This window comes from Streptomyces sp. NPDC053541 (assembly GCF_044544705.1).
Taxonomy (GTDB): Bacteria; Actinomycetota; Actinomycetes; order Streptomycetales; family Streptomycetaceae; genus Streptomyces.
Window position 1 is genome coordinate 615,313 of sequence record NZ_JBITXM010000001.1, and the last position, 16,456, is coordinate 631,768.

General features: G+C 71.8%; 17 protein-coding genes and 1 pseudogene. 7 read left to right on the forward strand and 11 right to left on the reverse strand.

Annotation, left to right across the window (positions count from 1 at the left end):
* Positions 1–201 precede the first annotated feature (201 nt).
* Positions 202–1,224, reverse strand: a pseudogene (locus ACIGW2_RS03105) (D-alanyl-D-alanine carboxypeptidase); the annotation flags it as partial.
* Between ACIGW2_RS03105 and ACIGW2_RS03110 the strand changes: the two are divergent.
* The 3 genes from ACIGW2_RS03110 (at position 1,163) to ACIGW2_RS03120 (ending at position 4,489) form a co-directional block, all read left to right on the forward strand.
* On the forward strand, positions 1,163–1,405 hold the full coding sequence (locus tag ACIGW2_RS03110; RefSeq protein WP_361575497.1) for an SCO4848 family membrane protein: 243 nt from the start codon (positions 1,163–1,165) through the stop codon (positions 1,403–1,405). The pseudogene ACIGW2_RS03105 and the gene ACIGW2_RS03110 sit on opposite strands and share 62 nt — an antisense overlap.
* Before the next feature lie 49 nt (positions 1,406–1,454).
* Complete coding sequence (locus tag ACIGW2_RS03115) at positions 1,455–2,747, forward strand: metallophosphoesterase (RefSeq protein ID WP_399840938.1); 1,293 nt, start codon at positions 1,455–1,457, stop codon at positions 2,745–2,747.
* 182 nt (positions 2,748–2,929) lie between these two features.
* Positions 2,930–4,489, forward strand: coding sequence for an ABC transporter substrate-binding protein (locus ACIGW2_RS03120; protein WP_391653102.1), 1,560 nt, complete (start codon positions 2,930–2,932; stop codon positions 4,487–4,489).
* A gap of 41 nt (positions 4,490–4,530) precedes the next feature.
* On the opposite strand, the gene ACIGW2_RS03125 is transcribed toward ACIGW2_RS03120, so the two are convergent.
* The 3 genes from ACIGW2_RS03125 to ACIGW2_RS03135 are packed head-to-tail and all read right to left on the reverse strand — an operon-like array spanning position 4,531 to position 6,205.
* The gene (locus ACIGW2_RS03125; RefSeq protein ID WP_361575780.1) at positions 4,531–5,316 is read right to left on the reverse strand and encodes a TetR family transcriptional regulator; all 786 of its coding nucleotides are present in this window, start codon (positions 5,314–5,316) and stop codon (positions 4,531–4,533) included.
* A gap of 22 nt (positions 5,317–5,338) precedes the next feature.
* Entirely contained in the window at positions 5,339–5,734 is a 396-nt protein-coding gene (locus ACIGW2_RS03130) for a thiol-disulfide oxidoreductase DCC family protein (protein WP_399840735.1), read from the reverse strand.
* Positions 5,735–5,752: 18 nt separating this feature from the next.
* Positions 5,753–6,205, reverse strand: a complete 453-nt coding sequence (locus ACIGW2_RS03135; protein ID WP_391653100.1) for a hypothetical protein — start codon at positions 6,203–6,205, stop codon at positions 5,753–5,755.
* A gap of 134 nt (positions 6,206–6,339) precedes the next feature.
* Here ACIGW2_RS03135 and ACIGW2_RS03140 point away from each other — a divergent pair, with 134 nt between their 5' ends.
* Positions 6,340–7,098, forward strand: a complete 759-nt coding sequence (locus ACIGW2_RS03140) for an alpha/beta fold hydrolase (RefSeq protein WP_399840737.1) — start codon at positions 6,340–6,342, stop codon at positions 7,096–7,098.
* Here ACIGW2_RS03140 and ACIGW2_RS03145 read toward each other — a convergent pair.
* The gene (locus ACIGW2_RS03145; RefSeq protein WP_399840739.1) at positions 7,076–8,371 is read right to left on the reverse strand and encodes an MFS transporter; all 1,296 of its coding nucleotides are present in this window, start codon (positions 8,369–8,371) and stop codon (positions 7,076–7,078) included. The genes ACIGW2_RS03140 and ACIGW2_RS03145 overlap by 23 nt on opposite strands.
* Positions 8,372–8,458: 87 nt before the next feature.
* Here ACIGW2_RS03145 and ACIGW2_RS03150 point away from each other — a divergent pair, with 87 nt between their 5' ends.
* The gene (locus ACIGW2_RS03150; RefSeq protein ID WP_356074629.1) at positions 8,459–9,004 is read left to right on the forward strand and encodes a MarR family transcriptional regulator; all 546 of its coding nucleotides are present in this window, start codon (positions 8,459–8,461) and stop codon (positions 9,002–9,004) included.
* A 51-nt stretch (positions 9,005–9,055) separates the two neighbouring features.
* On the opposite strand, the gene ACIGW2_RS03155 is transcribed toward ACIGW2_RS03150, so the two are convergent.
* From ACIGW2_RS03155 to ACIGW2_RS03180, 6 genes are all read right to left on the reverse strand, one after another.
* Positions 9,056–9,592 carry a hypothetical protein gene (locus tag ACIGW2_RS03155; protein ID WP_356074626.1) on the reverse strand — a complete coding sequence of 179 codons (537 nt, stop codon included), beginning with the start codon at positions 9,590–9,592 and terminating at the stop codon, positions 9,056–9,058.
* Positions 9,593–9,694: 102 nt separating this feature from the next.
* Positions 9,695–10,453 carry a succinate dehydrogenase iron-sulfur subunit gene (locus ACIGW2_RS03160; RefSeq protein ID WP_356074625.1) on the reverse strand — a complete coding sequence of 253 codons (759 nt, stop codon included), beginning with the start codon at positions 10,451–10,453 and terminating at the stop codon, positions 9,695–9,697.
* Positions 10,453–12,207: a succinate dehydrogenase flavoprotein subunit gene (sdhA, locus tag ACIGW2_RS03165; protein WP_356074622.1), complete on the reverse strand. Its 1,755-nt coding sequence runs from the start codon at positions 12,205–12,207 to the stop codon at positions 10,453–10,455. Before sdhA ends, ACIGW2_RS03160 begins: the two co-directional genes overlap by 1 nt.
* A 24-nt stretch (positions 12,208–12,231) precedes the next feature.
* Positions 12,232–12,720, reverse strand: coding sequence for a succinate dehydrogenase hydrophobic membrane anchor subunit (locus ACIGW2_RS03170; protein WP_356074620.1), 489 nt, complete (start codon positions 12,718–12,720; stop codon positions 12,232–12,234).
* Between the two features lie 8 nt (positions 12,721–12,728).
* Positions 12,729–13,109, reverse strand: a complete 381-nt coding sequence (sdhC, locus tag ACIGW2_RS03175) for a succinate dehydrogenase, cytochrome b556 subunit (protein ID WP_128982417.1) — start codon at positions 13,107–13,109, stop codon at positions 12,729–12,731.
* Positions 13,110–13,301: 192 nt separating this feature from the next.
* The gene (locus ACIGW2_RS03180; protein WP_391653097.1) at positions 13,302–13,751 is read right to left on the reverse strand and encodes a 2-oxo-4-hydroxy-4-carboxy-5-ureidoimidazoline decarboxylase; all 450 of its coding nucleotides are present in this window, start codon (positions 13,749–13,751) and stop codon (positions 13,302–13,304) included.
* Between the two features lie 285 nt (positions 13,752–14,036).
* Here ACIGW2_RS03180 and ACIGW2_RS03185 point away from each other — a divergent pair, with 285 nt between their 5' ends.
* A complete protein-coding gene (locus tag ACIGW2_RS03185; RefSeq protein WP_399840744.1) occupies positions 14,037–15,674 on the forward strand; it encodes a glycoside hydrolase family 20 protein in 1,638 nt (545 codons plus the stop codon).
* A 159-nt stretch (positions 15,675–15,833) separates the two neighbouring features.
* A complete protein-coding gene (locus ACIGW2_RS03190; RefSeq protein ID WP_399840746.1) occupies positions 15,834–16,433 on the forward strand; it encodes a DUF4328 domain-containing protein in 600 nt (199 codons plus the stop codon).
* Positions 16,434–16,456: the final 23 nt, after the last annotated feature.

Sequence of the window (16,456 nt, forward strand, 5' to 3'; positions counted from 1 at the left end):
GGCCGTGCTCGTGCCCGGGGGCGTCCCCGCCGTGGCAGGCGGCACCAGCTCGCCGACCGGCTTCACCTTGCCGGCCGCCGCGAAGCCCCAGTCGAGCAGCCGCGCGGCCTCCTTGTAGACGGCGTGCTGCTCCTTCGAGGACGGGTTCATGACGGTGACGAGCAGCACCTTGCCGTTCCGCTCGGCGACCCCGGTGAAGGTCGCCCCGGCGTGCGTGGTGTTGCCGTTCTTCACCCCGGCGATGCCCTGGTACGGGGCGACGCCCAGGTCACCGGTGAGCAGCCGGTTGGTGTTCTGGATCTCGAAGGTCTCGCGCTTCTTGCCCGGCTTGGCCTCGCCCGGGAACTGCGCCCGCGGGGTGGCCGCGTACTCCCGGAAGTCCGGCTTCTGCATGCCGCTGCGGGCGATCAGGGTGAGGTCGTACGCGGAGGAGACCTGGCCCTGCTCGTCGTAGCCGTCCGGCGACTTGACGTGGGTGTCCAGGGCCTGGAGCTCCTCGGCGTGCGCCTGCATCTCCGCCACGGTCCGCTGCACGCCGTTGTTCATCGCGGAGAGCACGTGCACGGCGTCGTTGCCGGAGCGCAGGAAGACGCCCAGCCACAGGTCGTGGACGCTGTAGGTCTGCTTCTCCTTGATGCCCACCAGGCTGGAGCCCTCGCCCAGGCCCTGGAGGTCGGCCTGGGTGACCGTGTGGTTCTGCGTCCGCGGGAACTTCGGCAGCAGGGTGTCCGCGAAGAGCATCTTCAGCGTGGAGGCCGGCGCCAGCGGCCAGTGCGCGTTGTGCGCGGCGAGCACCTGGCCGCTTTCGGCGTCCGCCACGATCCACGAGCGCGCGCTCAGCTCCTTGGGCAGCACCGGCGCCCCCGCGCCCAGCTCCACCTGCGTCCCGGGCTGCGACAGCCGCACCCCGCCCACGCTCGACATCCGGGCCGGGGGCTGGGGCTGCGGCGCCTTGTCGTCCGCGTGCGCGGGAGCGGCGGCGAGGACGGGCAGCAGAACGGCGGCGGCGGTGGCCGCGAAAGCGGCCTTCGCGGTCATCTTCGAAGCGGACACGATCGAGAACGTACATCCCCGCAACCGCGTTCCGAACCCCGCGGGGCGGTTCGTCCCCGCTCGTCCACCCGTCCGCAGGGGCGGTGGGGCGGACGGTGATACTGGTGCCATGAAGCTCAGCCGCCCCGTCTCCTGGTTCCTGCTCGCGTTCGGAGTGTGGAGCTGGTTCATCTGGATCACTTTCGTCAAGAACCTCTGGAACGACGGGAGCGGACTCGCCTTCGACGACGCGGGCGATCCGACGGCCTACTTCTGGGTTCACCTGCTGCTGGCCATCACGTCCTTTGTTCTGGGGACGGTGGTCGGGGTGATCGGGTTGCGTGGGGTGCGCGCGCTGCGGCGCGAGCGCTGACCGGAGAGCGGAAGAGACGCGGAAGAGACAGGGGCGGGCGGGCGTGGGCGTGGTTCTCGTGGTGGTCGGACTGGTCGTGGTGCTGGGTCTGCTCGGCACCGTGCACTGGTACGTGTGGCGGCGCCTGGTGCGGGACCTGACCGCGCCCGGCGGCGCGGCCCGGCGGATCGGGACCGGGCTCGCGGTCCTGCTGCCGCTGCTGTCGGTCGGCGCGCTGGTGTCCGGCCGGGCGGGCGCGCCCTTCGTCCTGGAACAGGCGCTGGCCTGGCCCGGGTTCCTGTGGCTCGCGCTGCTGCTGTACGTGACGCTCGCGCTGCTCGCCACCGAGCCGCTGCGGCCGCTGCTGCGCCGCCTGCTCGCGCGCCGGGCCGGAACGCCGGCGGAGGTGCCGACCGAGGTGCTGGCCGGGGCGCCGGCGGCCGAGCTCCCCGTGACGGTGCCGGCCTCCGGGACCGAGCCCGCTCCCGTACCCGAGGCGCCGGCCGAGCCCGCCGGGGCGCCCGAGCCGGCCGGGATGTCCCGGCGGCTGTTCGTCAACCGGGTGGTCTCCGGGTCCGCCGCCGCGCTCGCGGTCGGGACCGTCGGCTACGGCACGTACGGCGTGCTGCGCGGCCCGCGGGTGAAGCGGGTCACCGTGCCGCTCGCCAAACTGCCGCGCGCGGCGCACGGTTACCGGATCGCGGTGGTCTCCGACATCCACCTGGGGCCGATCCTGGGACGGGCGCACACCCAGCGGATCGTCGACACCATCAACGCCACCCAGCCCGACCTGGTCGCCGTCGTGGGCGACCTCGTCGACGGCTCCGTGGCGGACCTCGGCCCGGCCGCCGAGCCGCTCGCCGGGCTCCGGTCCCGCGACGGCGCCTTCTTCGTGACCGGCAACCACGAGTACTTCTCCGGCGCCGACGCCTGGGTGGACCACGTCCGCGAGCTCGGGCTGCGCCCGCTGCGCAACGCCCGGGTCGAGATCGGCGCCGGCTTCGACCTCGCCGGCGTCGACGACGTGGCCGGCGAGCGCGAGGGCCAGGGGCCCGACTTCGCCAGGGCGCTGGGGGACCGCGACCGGGCCCGTACCGCCGTGCTCCTCGCGCACCAGCCGATCGTCATCGACGACGCCGTCCGGCACGGCGTCGACCTCCAGCTGTCCGGCCACACCCACGGCGGCCAGCTGTGGCCCGGCAACCTCGTCGCCGAGCTGGCCAATCCCACGGTCGCGGGCCTGGAGCGGTACGGCGACACCCAGCTCTACGTCTCGCGCGGAGCGGGCGCCTGGGGGCCGCCGGTCCGGGTCGGGGCACCCTCGGACATCACCGTCGTGGAGCTCGCTTCCCGCCAGGCGTAACGGAGCGCGTGGTGACCGATACGTACTGCTCAGTCGCCTGAAATCCCCTATCCCTGGACATATGCGTGCGGTGTGAAGGTTTACTCTTCCACCAGTGAAATTCGTGTGATGGGATGGCGCCATCGCGGCTGGCCGAATTCCGCCGCGCCAGGGGTGGGAACGCGAAAAAGGAAGCACGTCTCATGCGGTCGACGGTCCGTCTGCGCATATTGATCACTTGTGGAGTTCTGGTGGCGGCCGGAATCGGGGGCTGGCAGCTGCTGCCCTCCGACGAGGTACGGACCGATCCGATCACCGTCGGCACGACCGACGAGGTCACCTCGCTCGACCCGGCCGGTGCCTACGACGCCGGTTCCTGGGCGATCTACAGCAACATCTACCAGTCGCTGCTGACCTTCAAGCCGGGCTTCACCACGCCGGTCCCGGACGCCGCCGAGAGCTGCCGGTTCATCGGCAGCAAGCTCAGCTCCTACGAGTGCACCCTCCGCGACGACCTCACCTTCTCCAACGGGCGCAAGATCACCGGCGAGGACGTGCGCTATTCGTTCGAGCGGATGCTCGCGATCAAGGCCGACGTCGGCCCCGCGCCGCTCTTCCCGACCCTGAAGAAGGTGTCGGCCGCCGGCCAGAAGGTGACCTTCCAGCTCAGCGGCCGGGACGCCACCTTCCCCCTGAAGCTCGCCACCGGCGCCGGCTCGATCGTCGACCACACCACCTATCCGGCGAAGTCGCTGCGCGACGGCACTACGGTGGACGGCTCCGGGCCGTACGTCCTCAAGGAGTACGAGCCGGGCGTCAGGGCCCGCCTGGAGCCGAACCCGCACTACAAGGGCGCCGTCAGCAAGGCCGGCCGGCCGGTCGTGGTGAAGTACTTCAAGGAGTCCGAGGAGCTCGCGGCCGCCTGGAAGAACAAGCAGGTGGACGTGACCCACCGGCAGATGCCGCCGGACTTCCTCAACGCGCTCGGCGAGGCGTCCAAGGACGGCACCCGGGTCACCGAGGCGGCCAGCGCCGAGATCCGCAACCTCAACTTCAACACCCGGCCCGGCCGGGTGATGTCGAGCGTCGCGGTCCGCCGGGCCGTGGCCGCGGTCATCGACCGCCCGGCCATCGTCACCGGCGCCTACAAGGGCACCGTCGAGCCGCTCTACTCCCTCATCCCGCAGGGCTTCGTGGGCCACAGCACGGCCTTCTACGACGCCTACCCGGAGCCCAGCGCGGCCAAGGCCAAGCAGCTGCTGCGGGCCGCGGGCGTCGACACGCCGGTGAAGTTCACCCTCGGCCACCGCAAGGACGCCACCTACGCCGCCGAGGCCGCCGAGATCAAGAAGCAGCTGGAGGAGACCGGCCTGTTCGAGGTCACGGTCACCTCGGTGGAGTGGCAGAACTTCCAGAAGGACTACGCGGCGGGCAAGTTCGACGCCTACCCGATCGGCTGGTTCCCCGACTTCGCCGACTCCGACAACTTCACCGCCCCGCTCGTCGGCACCGGCAACGCGCTGCACAACGGCTACTCCAGCGGCAAGGTCGACTCGCTGATCGCCTCCACCCAGCAGTTCAGCGACCGCGGCCGCGCGGCCGGCGACTTCGAGTCCATCCAGGACGAGGTCGCCAAGGACGTGCCGCTGGTCCCGCTCTGGCAGAAGAAGGACTACGTGCTCTCCACGGAGGCCGTCGCCGGCTCCCAGTACCTGACGGACGGCACGGGCATCTGGCGCCTGTGGGAACTGAGCTGGATCTAGGCCGTTCCGGACCTCCGGACCGTGCGGACACCCGCGCGCCCTCAGGGCGTGCGGGTGTTCCGCTTCGGCTTGCCCGAGGCCGCCATGCCCGCCGCCGTCGGCATGAAGTCGGACAGCACGTCGTGCACGTCGGTGACCAGCGGGCGCAGGATGCGGAAGCGGGACAGCGAGATGGCCCGGGCGGTGACCGGGGCGAGCCGCTCCACCAGGCGGCGGCTGTTGGCGGCGCCCTCGGAGCGGTCGTACACCCAGAACAGCACCAGGCCCATCTGCTGGAGCCACAGCAGCCGCGGCAGCGGCTCGGCGAGCGCCGGGTCGACCTTCACCGAGGAGCCGCGGATGACCCGGCGGTGCACCTCGATGGCGGCCTCGCGCGGGCCCTCCGACTCGGGGGAGAAGGGGCTGAGCGGACTGTCCGGGTCGGCCGCGTTCTTGAAGAACTGGGCCGCGAACTCGTGGTACGGGGCGGCGATGTCCAGCCAGGCCAGGAGCACCCCGCGGATCCGGGCCGTCAGGTCCTTCTCGCCGCCCTCCAGGATCGGCTCGACGGCCGCCTGGTGCTCCTCGGCGATCCGGTCGTAGAAGCCCTGGACGAGGTGCTCCTTGGAGGAGAAGTAGTAGTAGGCGTTGCCGACGGAGACGCCGGCCTCCTGCGCGATGGCCCGCATGGTCGTCTTGTCGTAGCCGCGGTCCTTGAAGAGGCGGAGCGCGGTCTCCAGGATGAGCGCCCGGGTCTGCTCGCTCTTGGGCGCCCTGGCGGGCTTGCCGGCCTCGGAGGCCGCGGGGCCCCCGGGGGCACCGGAGGCCTGGGCGGGCTTCTCTTCCATCGCGTCCTTCACGGGACCGAGCCTAGTCGGCCGGGCGCTCCGCCCCGCACCGTGCTCCGGCGTGCGCCTCGCGCCACCGCGCGGCGGTGAGGACGGCGGCCCGGGCGAAGGGCCGGCCGGCCGGGGTGGCCAGCCAGTGCGCCCGGGGGCGGTGGGCGACCAGGGCCCAGAGGCAGACGATCCAGGCGTCGGTGGAGCGGTAGACCTGACCGCCGTCCCCGACGACGGTGATCTCCCGCAGGGTGGAGCCGTGGTCGAGCTCCGGGAAGCGCCGGCGCGCCTCGGGGGACCCGGCCGGCACGAGGTCCAGCGGCACCAGCTGCGCCTGCGAGAGGAGCCAGCGGCGCAGGTGGGCGCAGAGCGGGCAGTCCGCGTCGTAGAGGACGGTCAGGCGCCGCACGGGCGGGCACGGGTCCATGTCGTCGCGCCTCCGGCGTCAGGCGCCGGTGGCCGGGGTCGCCCACGGGCCGGCGCCGGGGCCCTGCGGGCGGCCGGCCGGCGGGGTCCAGCCGGTCGGGGGGACCGGCGGGGTCTGGCCGCGCTCCAGCATGCCCCGGCGGCGGATCCGGTTGAGGACGTAGACGTTGCCGAGGTGCATCACGCCCAGCACCAGCAGCACCACGCCGAGCTTGACCGACAGGGCTTCGAGCAGCTGCCGGGCGTCGGCGACGGCCTGCTCCCGGCTCAGGTGGAGGGCGACGAAGCCGAGGTTGACGAGGTAGAAGCCGACGACGAGCAGGTGGTTCACGGCGTCGGCGAGCTTCTCGTTGCCGTGCAGGACGTCGGCGAGGAAGACCCGCCCGTGGCGGCTGAGGGTGCGGGCGACCCAGATGGTGAGCCCGACGCTGACGAGCAGGTAGAGGACGTACGCGACGACAGTGAGGTCCATGCCCTCACGCTCCCTTGAACGCGTTCAAAGCTGACGTGGACGACTGTAGACCTCTCTTTGAACGCGTTCAAGCCCGGGCCGGCCCTCGGGGGAAACCCCTGGTGGCGAACGGTAAGGCCCTCTAGGGTCGGCGCATGACACTTGCTCACGACGTGGCCGGCGACGGCCCCGACACCGTTCTGCTGCTCCACTCCGGCGTCTGCGACCGCCGCATGTGGGACGGGCAGTTCCACGCCCTGGCCGACGCCGGCCGCCGCGTGGTGCGGTGCGACCTGCGCGGCTTCGGCGACACCCCGATCGACGCCCCGCACGTCCACGCGGACGACGTCCGCGACCTGCTGGACCACCTCGGCGTCGAGCGGGCCGCGCTCGTCGGCTCCTCCTTCGGCGGCGAGGTGGCCCTGGAGTTCACCGTCCGCCACCCCGGCCGCACGACCGCGCTCGCCCTGCTCTGCGCCGCCGCACCCGGCCACGAGGCGGGCCCCGAACTGCGCGCCTTCTTCGCCCGCGAGCGCGAGCTGCTGATCGCCGGCGACATCCCCGGTGCCGCCGCGCTCAACGTCGACCTCTGGCTCGGCCCGGACGCCGACGCCGCCGCCCGCGACCTGGTGCTGCGCATGCAGACCCGGGCCTTCGAGCTCCAGCTGCCCGCGCCCGACGCGTTCGCGCCCGGCGCGGTCGAGGTCACCGACAAGGACCTCGCGGGCATCGACGTCCCCGTACTGGTCGCCACCGGTGCCCACGACGTCCCGGACTTCGGCGTCATCGGCGACCGCCTCGCCGGTCTCCTCCCCGACGCCCGCCGGGTCGTCCTCGACTGGGCCGGTCACCTTCCGGCCCTCGAACGGCCGGCCGAGACCGCCCGGCTGCTCAGCGGGTTCCTGGCAGGCTGACCGCCTCCGCCCCGGCGGGGGCGACCGGGTCCGGGCCGCCGGTGAAGCGCCGGACCCCCGGCAGTAGGGCCGAGCCCAGGCAGCAGGCCGCCACCACGAGCGCCGCGACCGTCAGCGGCACCCCGGGGCCCCAGGTGGAGGCGGCGAGCGGCGCCAGCGCGTACCCCAGCGGCATCGCCGCGAAGGACAGCAGCCAGTCGTAGGAGGTCACGCGCGCCAGCGCGTGCTCCGGGACCGCGCGCTGCACCGCCGTCTCCCAGACCGGGGTGAGGAAGCCGAGACCGGCCTGCGCGAGGCCGTACGCCCCGATGACCACCACCGCCGGCGCCCCGGCCGCGAGCAGCAGCAGCGGCAGCGCGTACGTGGCGAGGCCGATGTTCGCGGTCAGGACCGGGCGGCGCGGGCTCACCCGGTCGGCCACGAGCGAGCCGAGCAGCAGTCCGATCGCGCCCGTCTGGAGCAGCGCCACCCAGGCGGCCCCGCCGCCCAGCCGGTGCACGGCGATCCCCGGGCCGAGGGTCATCAGGACCGCGGCGGCGCCGTTCCAGGCGCTGTGCCCGATCAGGCTGCTCCAGTACCAGTCACGGGTGCGCACCTCGCGCCAGCCCTCGCGCAGATCGGTGAGGACGGAGGGGCGCGCGCCCGGCGCGGGCCGCTCGACCCGCGCGATCCGCACGGCGCACAGCAGCGCCGCGCTCACCGCGAAGCTCGCCGCGTCCAGGACGAAGGCCCAGCCCGGGCCCACGGTGAAGATGAGGGCCCCGGCCAGCGCCGGTCCGCCGACCCGGCTCGCGCTGTGCGCCACCGCCATCGCCGCGTTCGCCCGCTGGAGCCCCGCCTCGGGGACGGTGCCCCGGACGAGCGGCGCGGCCGTGGGGGTGGCGAAGGCACCGGCGGCGCCGCCGATCACTTCCACGGACGCGATCACCGCGAGCGAGGGCGTGCCGCCCAGCAGCTGGACGCCGACGACGAGTTGGGTGACGCAGCGGACCAGGTCCATGGCGAGCGCGATGGTCCGCGCGTCGAAGCGGTCGCCCATGACGCCGCCCAGCGGCAGCAGGAGCAGCTTCGGCACCATCGAGCAGGCCAGCACGAGGGCCAGGGCCGCCGTGGAGCCGGTGGCCTCCTGGACGGCGAGGGCGAGGGCCGCGGGGATGGCGGCGTCGCCGAGCAGCGAGAGCGTCCGTCCGGCGAAGAGCAGCCGGAAGGGGCGGGTGCGCAGCGGATGGGGAGACGGGGGAGCGGGCGCGGGAGCGGATGCGGGAGCGGGCATGCCGAGGAGAGTATTTCGGTGCCGAATAATTCGTCAACGAAATACTTGTGCCGGGAAGGGGCGGCCCCGCCGACGTACGATCACCCCATGGCACCCACCCCGACCGAGGAACCGCGCGACTGGACCGACGACCACGTCGACCGCTGGCGCCCGGTGCTGCCCTCCCTCGACCCGGTCGTCGAGGGCGCCGTCACCCGTATGAAGAAGCTCTCCGTCTACTTCCGCCGGGTTCGCGAGCAGTCCCTCGTCGACTTCGACCTGGAGCGCCACGAGTTCGACACCCTCCATAAGCTCGCCGGCCGCGGCGGCAGCGCCGCGCCCTCCGAACTCGCCGAGGACCTCGACCTCGCCCCCGCCTCCGTCACCGGCCGCCTCGACGCCCTGGAGAAGCGCGGCCTGGTCCGGCGCACCCAGTCCACCACCGACCGCCGCCGGGTGGTCGTCGAACTCACCGCCGCCGGCCGCGAGACCTGGCTCGGCGCCATGGACGTCCTCGGCCACGAGGAACACCGGCTGCTCGGCGTGCTCAGCGCCGAGGAGCGCACCGTCCTGAACGACCTGCTGCGCCGGATCATGCGGGCGGCCGAGGAGGACGCCTCCGTACCGCACTGGCACGGCGGAGCACACGGCTGAGGGGGGCGTCCGCGCGGACGCCCCCCTCACGCCGGAGAAACCGACTCGCCGTCAGACGCTCAGCGAGCGGGCGTAGTTGAGCTGGCCCATCACCCACGCGAAGGTGTCCGGCCCGGTCGCCGGAATCATCGTCGAGTGGTGCCGGCCGGCGCTCGTCACGGTGACCTGGATGAAGCCGGTCGTCTTCTTCTCCTTCATCAGGAGGAAGAGCAGACCGAGCAGACAGAACAGGAAGAAGACGATCGCCAGGACCACCGCGACGGTCGGCATCTTCTCCTCGGTCCGCGACATGTCCGTCGCGTTCCACACCGCGCCGCGCAGCGGCATGCTGCCGGCCGGCGTGATGATCTGGTCGCCCACCACCGTGATGTCACCGAGGCTGACCAGCGGCGCCCCGCCGCCGGCCGGCGGCATGCCGGGCATCGGCGGCTGCTGCGCCGGCACCGGCACCCCGCCCGCGAGCGTCGGCTGGTAGGCGGGCGGCGGAGGCGTCTGCGGGTAGCCGTACCCCGGCGTCCCGGCCTGCCCGCCCGGCCCCCACTCGTAACTCCCCGAGTCCTCCGACTTGTAAGGGTTCGGCTCGCTCATCAGTCCCCGTCCTCCACACACGTCCGTGCGCACACGAAAAAGCCCGCTTCTGCACGTCGCAGCGTACAGAAGCGGGCTTCCCCGTAGGCAGGGGACCGTGGGTCAGAAGCGACGCGTGATCAGCGCGCGCTTCACTTCCTGGATCGCCTTGGTGATCTCGATGCCGCGCGGGCAGGCGTCCGTGCAGTTGAACGTCGTGCGGCAACGCCACACGCCGTCCTTGTCGTTGAGGATCTCCAGCCGCTGCTCGCCGGCCTCGTCACGCGAGTCGAAGATGAAGCGGTGGGCGTTCACGATCGCGGCCGGACCGAAGTACTGGCCGTCGTTCCAGAACACCGGGCAGGACGACGTGCACGCGGCGCACAGGATGCACTTGGTGGTGTCGTCGAAGCGCTCGCGGTCCTCGGCGGACTGCAGGCGCTCGCGGGTCGGCTCGTTGCCCTTGGTGACCAGGAACGGCATGACGTCCCGGTACGCCTGGAAGAAGGGCTCCATGTCGACGACGAGGTCCTTCATCACCGTGAGGCCCTTGATGGGCTCGACGGTGATCGGCTTCTCGGGGTTGATGTCCTTGATCAGCGTCTTGCAGGCGAGCCTGTTCTTGCCGTTGATCCGCATCGCGTCCGAGCCGCAGATGCCGTGCGCGCACGAGCGACGGAAGGTCAGCGTGCCGTCCAGGTCCCACTTGATCTTGTGGAGACCGTCGAGCACGCGCTCCTTCGGGTCGATCTCGACCTGGAAGTCCTCCCAGACCGCCGCGTCCGAGACCTCGGGGTTGAAGCGGCGGATCCGGAAGGTGACCGTGATGTACGGGGACGCGGCGGAGTCCTTCTCGACCTTGTCCAGAACGGGGGTGGCCATCAGTACTTACGCTCCATCGGCTGGTAGCGGGTCTGGACGACCGGCTTGTAGTCGAGACGCACGGTCTCGGAGCCGTCCTCGCCGACCTCGCGGTACGCCATCGTGTGGCGCATGAAGTTGACGTCGTCGCGGTTCGGGTAGTCCTCGCGGTAGTGACCGCCGCGGGACTCCTTGCGCGCCAGGGCCGAGATGGCCATGACCTCGGCCAGTTCGAGCAGGTTGCCCAGCTCGATGGCCTCCAGGAGGTCGGTGTTGAAGCGCTTGCCCTTGTCCTGGATGGACACGTTCTGGTAGCGCTCGCGCAGCTCGGCGATCTTCTCGACGGCCGTCTTGATGGTCTGCTCCGTGCGGAACACCATCACGTTGGCGTCCATCGTCTCCTGGAGCTCGCGGCGCAGGTCGGCGACCCGCTCGTTGCCCGTGGAGTTGCGGAGCTTCTCGATCTGCTCGACGACGAAGGCCTCCGGGTTCTCCGGGAGCTCGACGTAGTCGTGCTTGGCGGAGTACTCGGCGGCGGCGATGCCGGAGCGCTTGCCGAAGACGTTGATGTCGAGGAGCGAGTTGGTGCCGAGGCGGTTGGCGCCGTGCACGGAGACACAGGCGACCTCGCCGGCCGCGTACAGACCCGGGACGACGGTGGTGTTGTCCGAGAGGACCTCACCCTCGACGTTGGTCGGGATGCCGCCCATGGCGTAGTGCGCGGTGGGCTGGATCGGGATCGGGTCCGTGTAGGGCTCGATGCCGAGGTACGTACGGGCGAACTCGGTGATGTCCGGGAGCTTGGCGTCCAGCTGCTCCGGCGGGAGGTGCGTGAGGTCCAGGTAGACGTGGTCGCCCTCGGGACCGCAGCCGCGGCCCTCGCGGATCTCCGTGTAGATGGAGCGGGAGACGACGTCACGGGACGCGAGGTCCTTCATGACCGGCGCGTACTTCTCCATGAAGCGCTCGCCGTCCTTGTTGCGCAGGATGCCGCCCTCACCGCGGGCGCCCTCCGTGAGCAGGATGCCCATGCGCCAGATGCCCGTCGGGTGGAACTGGAAGAACTCCATGTCCTCCAGCGGCAGACCGCGGCGGAAGCAGGCGGCCTGGCCGTCACCGGTCAGGGTGTGGGCGTTGGACGTCACCTTGAAGAACTTGCCGGTGCCGCCGGACGCGTAGATCACGGCCTTCGCCTGGAAGACGTGGATCTCGCCGGTGGCCAGCTCGTAGGCGACCACACCGGCGGAGTGCTTGACCCCGTCGACCTCGGTGATCAGCTGGTCCAGGACGTAGAACTCGTTGAAGAACTCCACGCCCTCCTTGACGCAGTTCTGGTACAGCGTCTGGAGGATCATGTGGCCGGTGCGGTCCGCGGCGTAGCAGGACCGGCGGACCGGGGCCTCGCCGTGGTTGCGGGAGTGACCGCCGAAGCGGCGCTGGTCGATGGTGCCGTTCGGGGTGCGGTTGAACGGCAGGCCCATCTTCTCCAGGTCGAGGACGGCGTCGATGGCCTCCTTCGCCAGGATCTCGGCGGCGTCCTGGTCGACCAGGTAGTCACCGCCCTTGACCGTGTCGAAGGTGTGCCACTCCCAGTTGTCCTCCTCCACGTTGGCCAGCGCGGCGGCCATGCCGCCCTGCGCGGCGCCCGTGTGGGAGCGGGTGGGGTAGAGCTTCGTCAGCACGGCGGTGCGGCTGCGCTTCGTCGCCTCGATGGCGGCGCGCATGCCGGCGCCGCCGGCGCCGACGATGACGGTGTCGTACTTGTGGAACTTCATGACGTGGTTACCTCAGCCCCGTGCCTAGCGGATGTTCGGGTCGAAGGTGAAGATCACCAGCGTGCCCAGAAGGATGGTGAACACCGTGGCGGTGTACAGCAGGCCCTTGAGCCACAGGCGCGTGTTGGCACGCTCCGCGTAGTCGTTGATGACCGTGCGGAGGCCGTTGCAGCCGTGCAGCATCGCGAGCCACAGCATCAGCAGGTCCCAGACCTGCCAGAACGGGGACGCCCAGCGGCCGGCCACGAAGGCGAAGCCGATCTTGGAGACGCCGCCGTCCAGGAAGAGCTGGATCAGCAGGTGGCCGAGGACCAGGACCACGAGGACGATGCCCGAGAGGCGCATGAAGAGCCAGGCGGCCATCTCGAAGTTGCCGCGGGTCGCGCGCGGGGTCTTGCCCGTGCGCTTGCGGGGGGCCTCGATGTACGGGGCGGGGTTGTCCACGTCGTAGGACGCGCCCTCGACGGGGCCGATGGCCGACGTGGTGTCAGCGACGGTGTTGTTCGAAGACATGGGTGGCGTCAGCTCCCGAACAGTTCACGTGCGGCGTGGCCGAGGACGGGGTACAGCGAGCCCGCCATCAGGACCACCCAGATGCCCACGACGGTCCAGAGCATCTGCTTCTGGTAGCGCGGGCCCTTGGCCCAGAAGTCCACGGCGATGACACGGAGACCGTTCAGCGCGTGGAAGAGGATGGCGGCGACGAGGCCGTACTCCAGCAGAGCGACGATCGGCGTCTTGTACGTCGCGACCACTTCGTCGTAGGCCTCGGGGGAGACGCGGACGAGAGCGGTGTCCAGCACGTGTACGAACAGGAAGAAGAAGATGAGGACGCCGGTGACTCGGTGAGCCACCCAGGACCACATTCCTTCCCGGCCGCGGTACAGCGTTCCAGCCGGCACGGAAAAACCCTCCGGGAGCGGGGATCGGGGCCGGCCGGCTTCTCTGTCGGTCTGGCCCGGCCGGGTACGGTCCACCGGCCCCGGTCATCGTAGCCACCACTCGTGGGTTCGCTCGCGCGGGGTCCATAGGTGTGATCAAACAGGCACGGACGGCCTATCGTTCAACCCTGAATCGCCGCATTCCGGACGAAATCACGGTCCGGCGAGCGCCCGGGTGAGGCGGGTCCGGGCCAGCCGGCGCAGCTCCTCGGCCGCCACCACCCGTTCCTCCTCCCTTTCGTTGCCGAGACGTGACCGGATGCCCGCGAGGACCCGGTCGAGCCGCTCGCCCGCCGGGACCCCGTCCAGGCTGATCACGAAGGCGTGCCCGAAACGGGCCTCGTACGCGGCGAGGGCGGCGCCGAGCGCCGTGCGGGCGGCCGGCGGCGCGTCCGGGTGGGGCAGCGCGGCGGTCTCCCGGGCCAGCGCCTCGCCGAGGTCGGGCCCCGACAGGTCGTAGCCGGCCTCGTCGGCGGCGGCGAGCAGCGCGTCGAGGGTCGGGTACGGGCGGTGCGCGGCCACCCGTTCGGCCCAGCGGCGGCTGCCGCAGCAGGCGAGCAGCAGCTCCTCGGCGGAGGCGGGCGGGGCCGCGTTGAAGCGCACGAGACCGGTGAGGTGCCGGGTGCCGCCCTGCTGGGCAGGTATGGCGGGTGGGATCGGGGTCCGGCAGGGTGCGGCGTGGATGTCGCTGGTCAGCGGGGACTCCGGGAGCGAGACGTGAAGGTGTCGGGGGAGAGCGGTGGGGTGAGTGTGACGCCACGCTATCGGCGGGAAGGGGGAAGTGTCCGACGGGTGCGCGAATTTCACCTGGACGAGTGGGTTTCGTCCTGAGGGTGGACAAGAGGCCCGGGATGCCGGGCCTGGTGCGATGAGGGAGGATTCCGGGTGATGCGGTACTCCATACGGGGGCCCCGACGGGGTCCCGCGCTCCTGGCGGCCGCGGTGGCACTGGTCACCGTGGCGGCCTGTTCCGGCGGTTCCTCCGGTGCCCCGCCGGCCGGCACCGGTTCGGCGCCGTCCTCCGCCGCCTCGGCCCCGGCCCCCTCCGGCGCGTCCACCGGTGCGCCGCCGCCGAGTCCGACGCCGAGCAGGACCTACCCGCTGTCGGTCGCCCCGCAGGTGGTGCCCGCCGTCCGGGCCCACCAGGCGGCCCGCGGCCCTGGCTGGAAGCCCGGTCCGGGCACCGGCGTCGTGGTCGCCGCGAAGGACGAGGCCGCGCTCGGCGACGAGGCCGAGCTGATCGCGGGCGAGCTGCGGGTCCCGTACCGCGGCACCGCCGCCGCCCGCCCCGGCGACGTCACCCTCGCCCTCGGCGGGCAGGGCGCCGCCGAGTCGTACACCCTCACCGTCCGGGACGGCGGCGTCCGCATCACCGGGCCCGACCAGGCGGGGGTCTTCTACGGCACCCGGACGCTTCTGCAGTCCGTCAGGTCGACCGGTTCGATGCCCGAGGGCACCGTGACCGACGCCCCCGCCAAGCCGCAGCGCGGGCTGATGGTCGACATCGCCCGCAAGTACTTCACCGCCGACTGGATCGAGGGCCGGCTGCGCGAGATGGCCGACCTCAAGCTGAACCAGCTCGGTCTGCACTTCTCCGACGACCAGGGCTTCCGGATCGCCTCCGACAGCCACCCCGAGGTGGTCTCGGAGCGGCACCTCAGCAAGGCCGAGGTGCGCCGGATCGTGGCCCTCGCGCAGCGCCTGCACATCACGGTCGTCCCCGAGATCGACTCGCCGGGACACCTGGGCGCGGTCATCGCCGCCCACCCCGACCTCCAGCTGGTCAGCGCGACGGGGCGGCGGCCGGCGGGCACCGTGGACATCTCCGAGCCGGCCTCGGCGAAGATCGTCGACGAGCTGCTGCGCGAGTACGCGGATCTCTTCCCCGGCGCGTACTGGCACCTGGGCGGCGACGAGTACGTGGCCCTCATGGCGAAGAACCCGGAGGCCAGCTACCCGCAGCTGGCCCGCGCCGCGACCGCGAAGTACGGCCCGTCCGGCCGGATCCAGGACCTGGCGACCGACTGGCTCAACGCCCGCGCGGCGGTGGTCCGGCCGACCGGCAAGGCGCTGCGCGCCTGGAACGACGGCTTCTTCCGGGGCGGCGTCACCAGCGCCGACCGGGACCTCCAGGTCGCCTACTGGACCGGCAAGGAGATCGGCGCCCGCACCCCGACCTCGTACCTGAGCGCGGGCCGCAAGGTGATCAACTACAACGACCAGTACCTCTACTACGTGCTCGGCAAGCCGCAGCTCTTCCCCTACCCGACCGGCCGCCTCATCTACGAGCAGTGGACCCCGCTCGTCCTGCGCGGCACCACCCCCGTCCCGGCGCGCTACGACGCCCAGATCCTCGGCGGCAGCTTCGCCGTCTGGTGCGACCTGGCGAACTCCCAGACCCAGTCCCAGGTCGCCGACGGCATCCGGATGCCGCTCACGGCGACGGCCCAGAAGCTCTGGGACGCCCGCAAGCCGGCGCCGAGCTGGGCCGAGTTCCGGGCGCTGGCGCAGAGGGTGCGCGGCTGACCAGGACTTTTTTCATGGACACGACGGCAGTCGTGCCGTACGGTCCCGGCTCGGCGGCCGGTCGGCCGCCCGGCGCGCCCGGGGAGGGAGGCGCCGCTCCGTCCCTGGGGGGATCGCTTCACCGTGCTCCGCAATCCGAACGGCCTTTCGCATGCCGTCGTGGCCCTGCTGGCCGGCAACCTCGTCTTCGACGTCCTGCTCGCGCTGGTCGACATCGACGTCCTCGTCGACGGCGCCCCGTTCCTGGACGATGAGTCCCCGACCGGGGCGCTGAACGTGAACCTGCTCTACAGCATGGCGTTCACCCTGTTCGTGGTGACCGGGGTCGTCTTCATCGTCTGGTTCCGCCGGCTGCGGCACAACGCCGGGGTGTGGGCCGCCGACCAGCAGGACCGGGGGCCCGGCTGGGCCGTCGGCGGCTGGTTCGTGCCGATCGGCAACCTGTGGATCCCGCGGAACGTCGCTGCCGACATCTGGCGGGCCAGCCGGATGTCGCCGTACGCGCCGGACGGGCCCGGTGAGCTGGCGCTGCTCAACGGCTGGTGGGCCGCCTGGGTCGTGAGCATGGTGACGGACCGGATCGCCTCGCTGGCGTTCCGCCGGGCGGAGAGCGTCGACGCCCTGATCTCCGCGACCTGGTGGCAGCTCGCGTCCTACGGCACGGACGCCGTCGCCGCTGTCCTCGCGATCCTCTTCGTGCGCCGGCTGACCTCTATGCAGCACCTCAAGGCCACTGGCATGATTTCGGCCGCGCAGTGACGAAAAAGCGTCGGTTGGCGCAG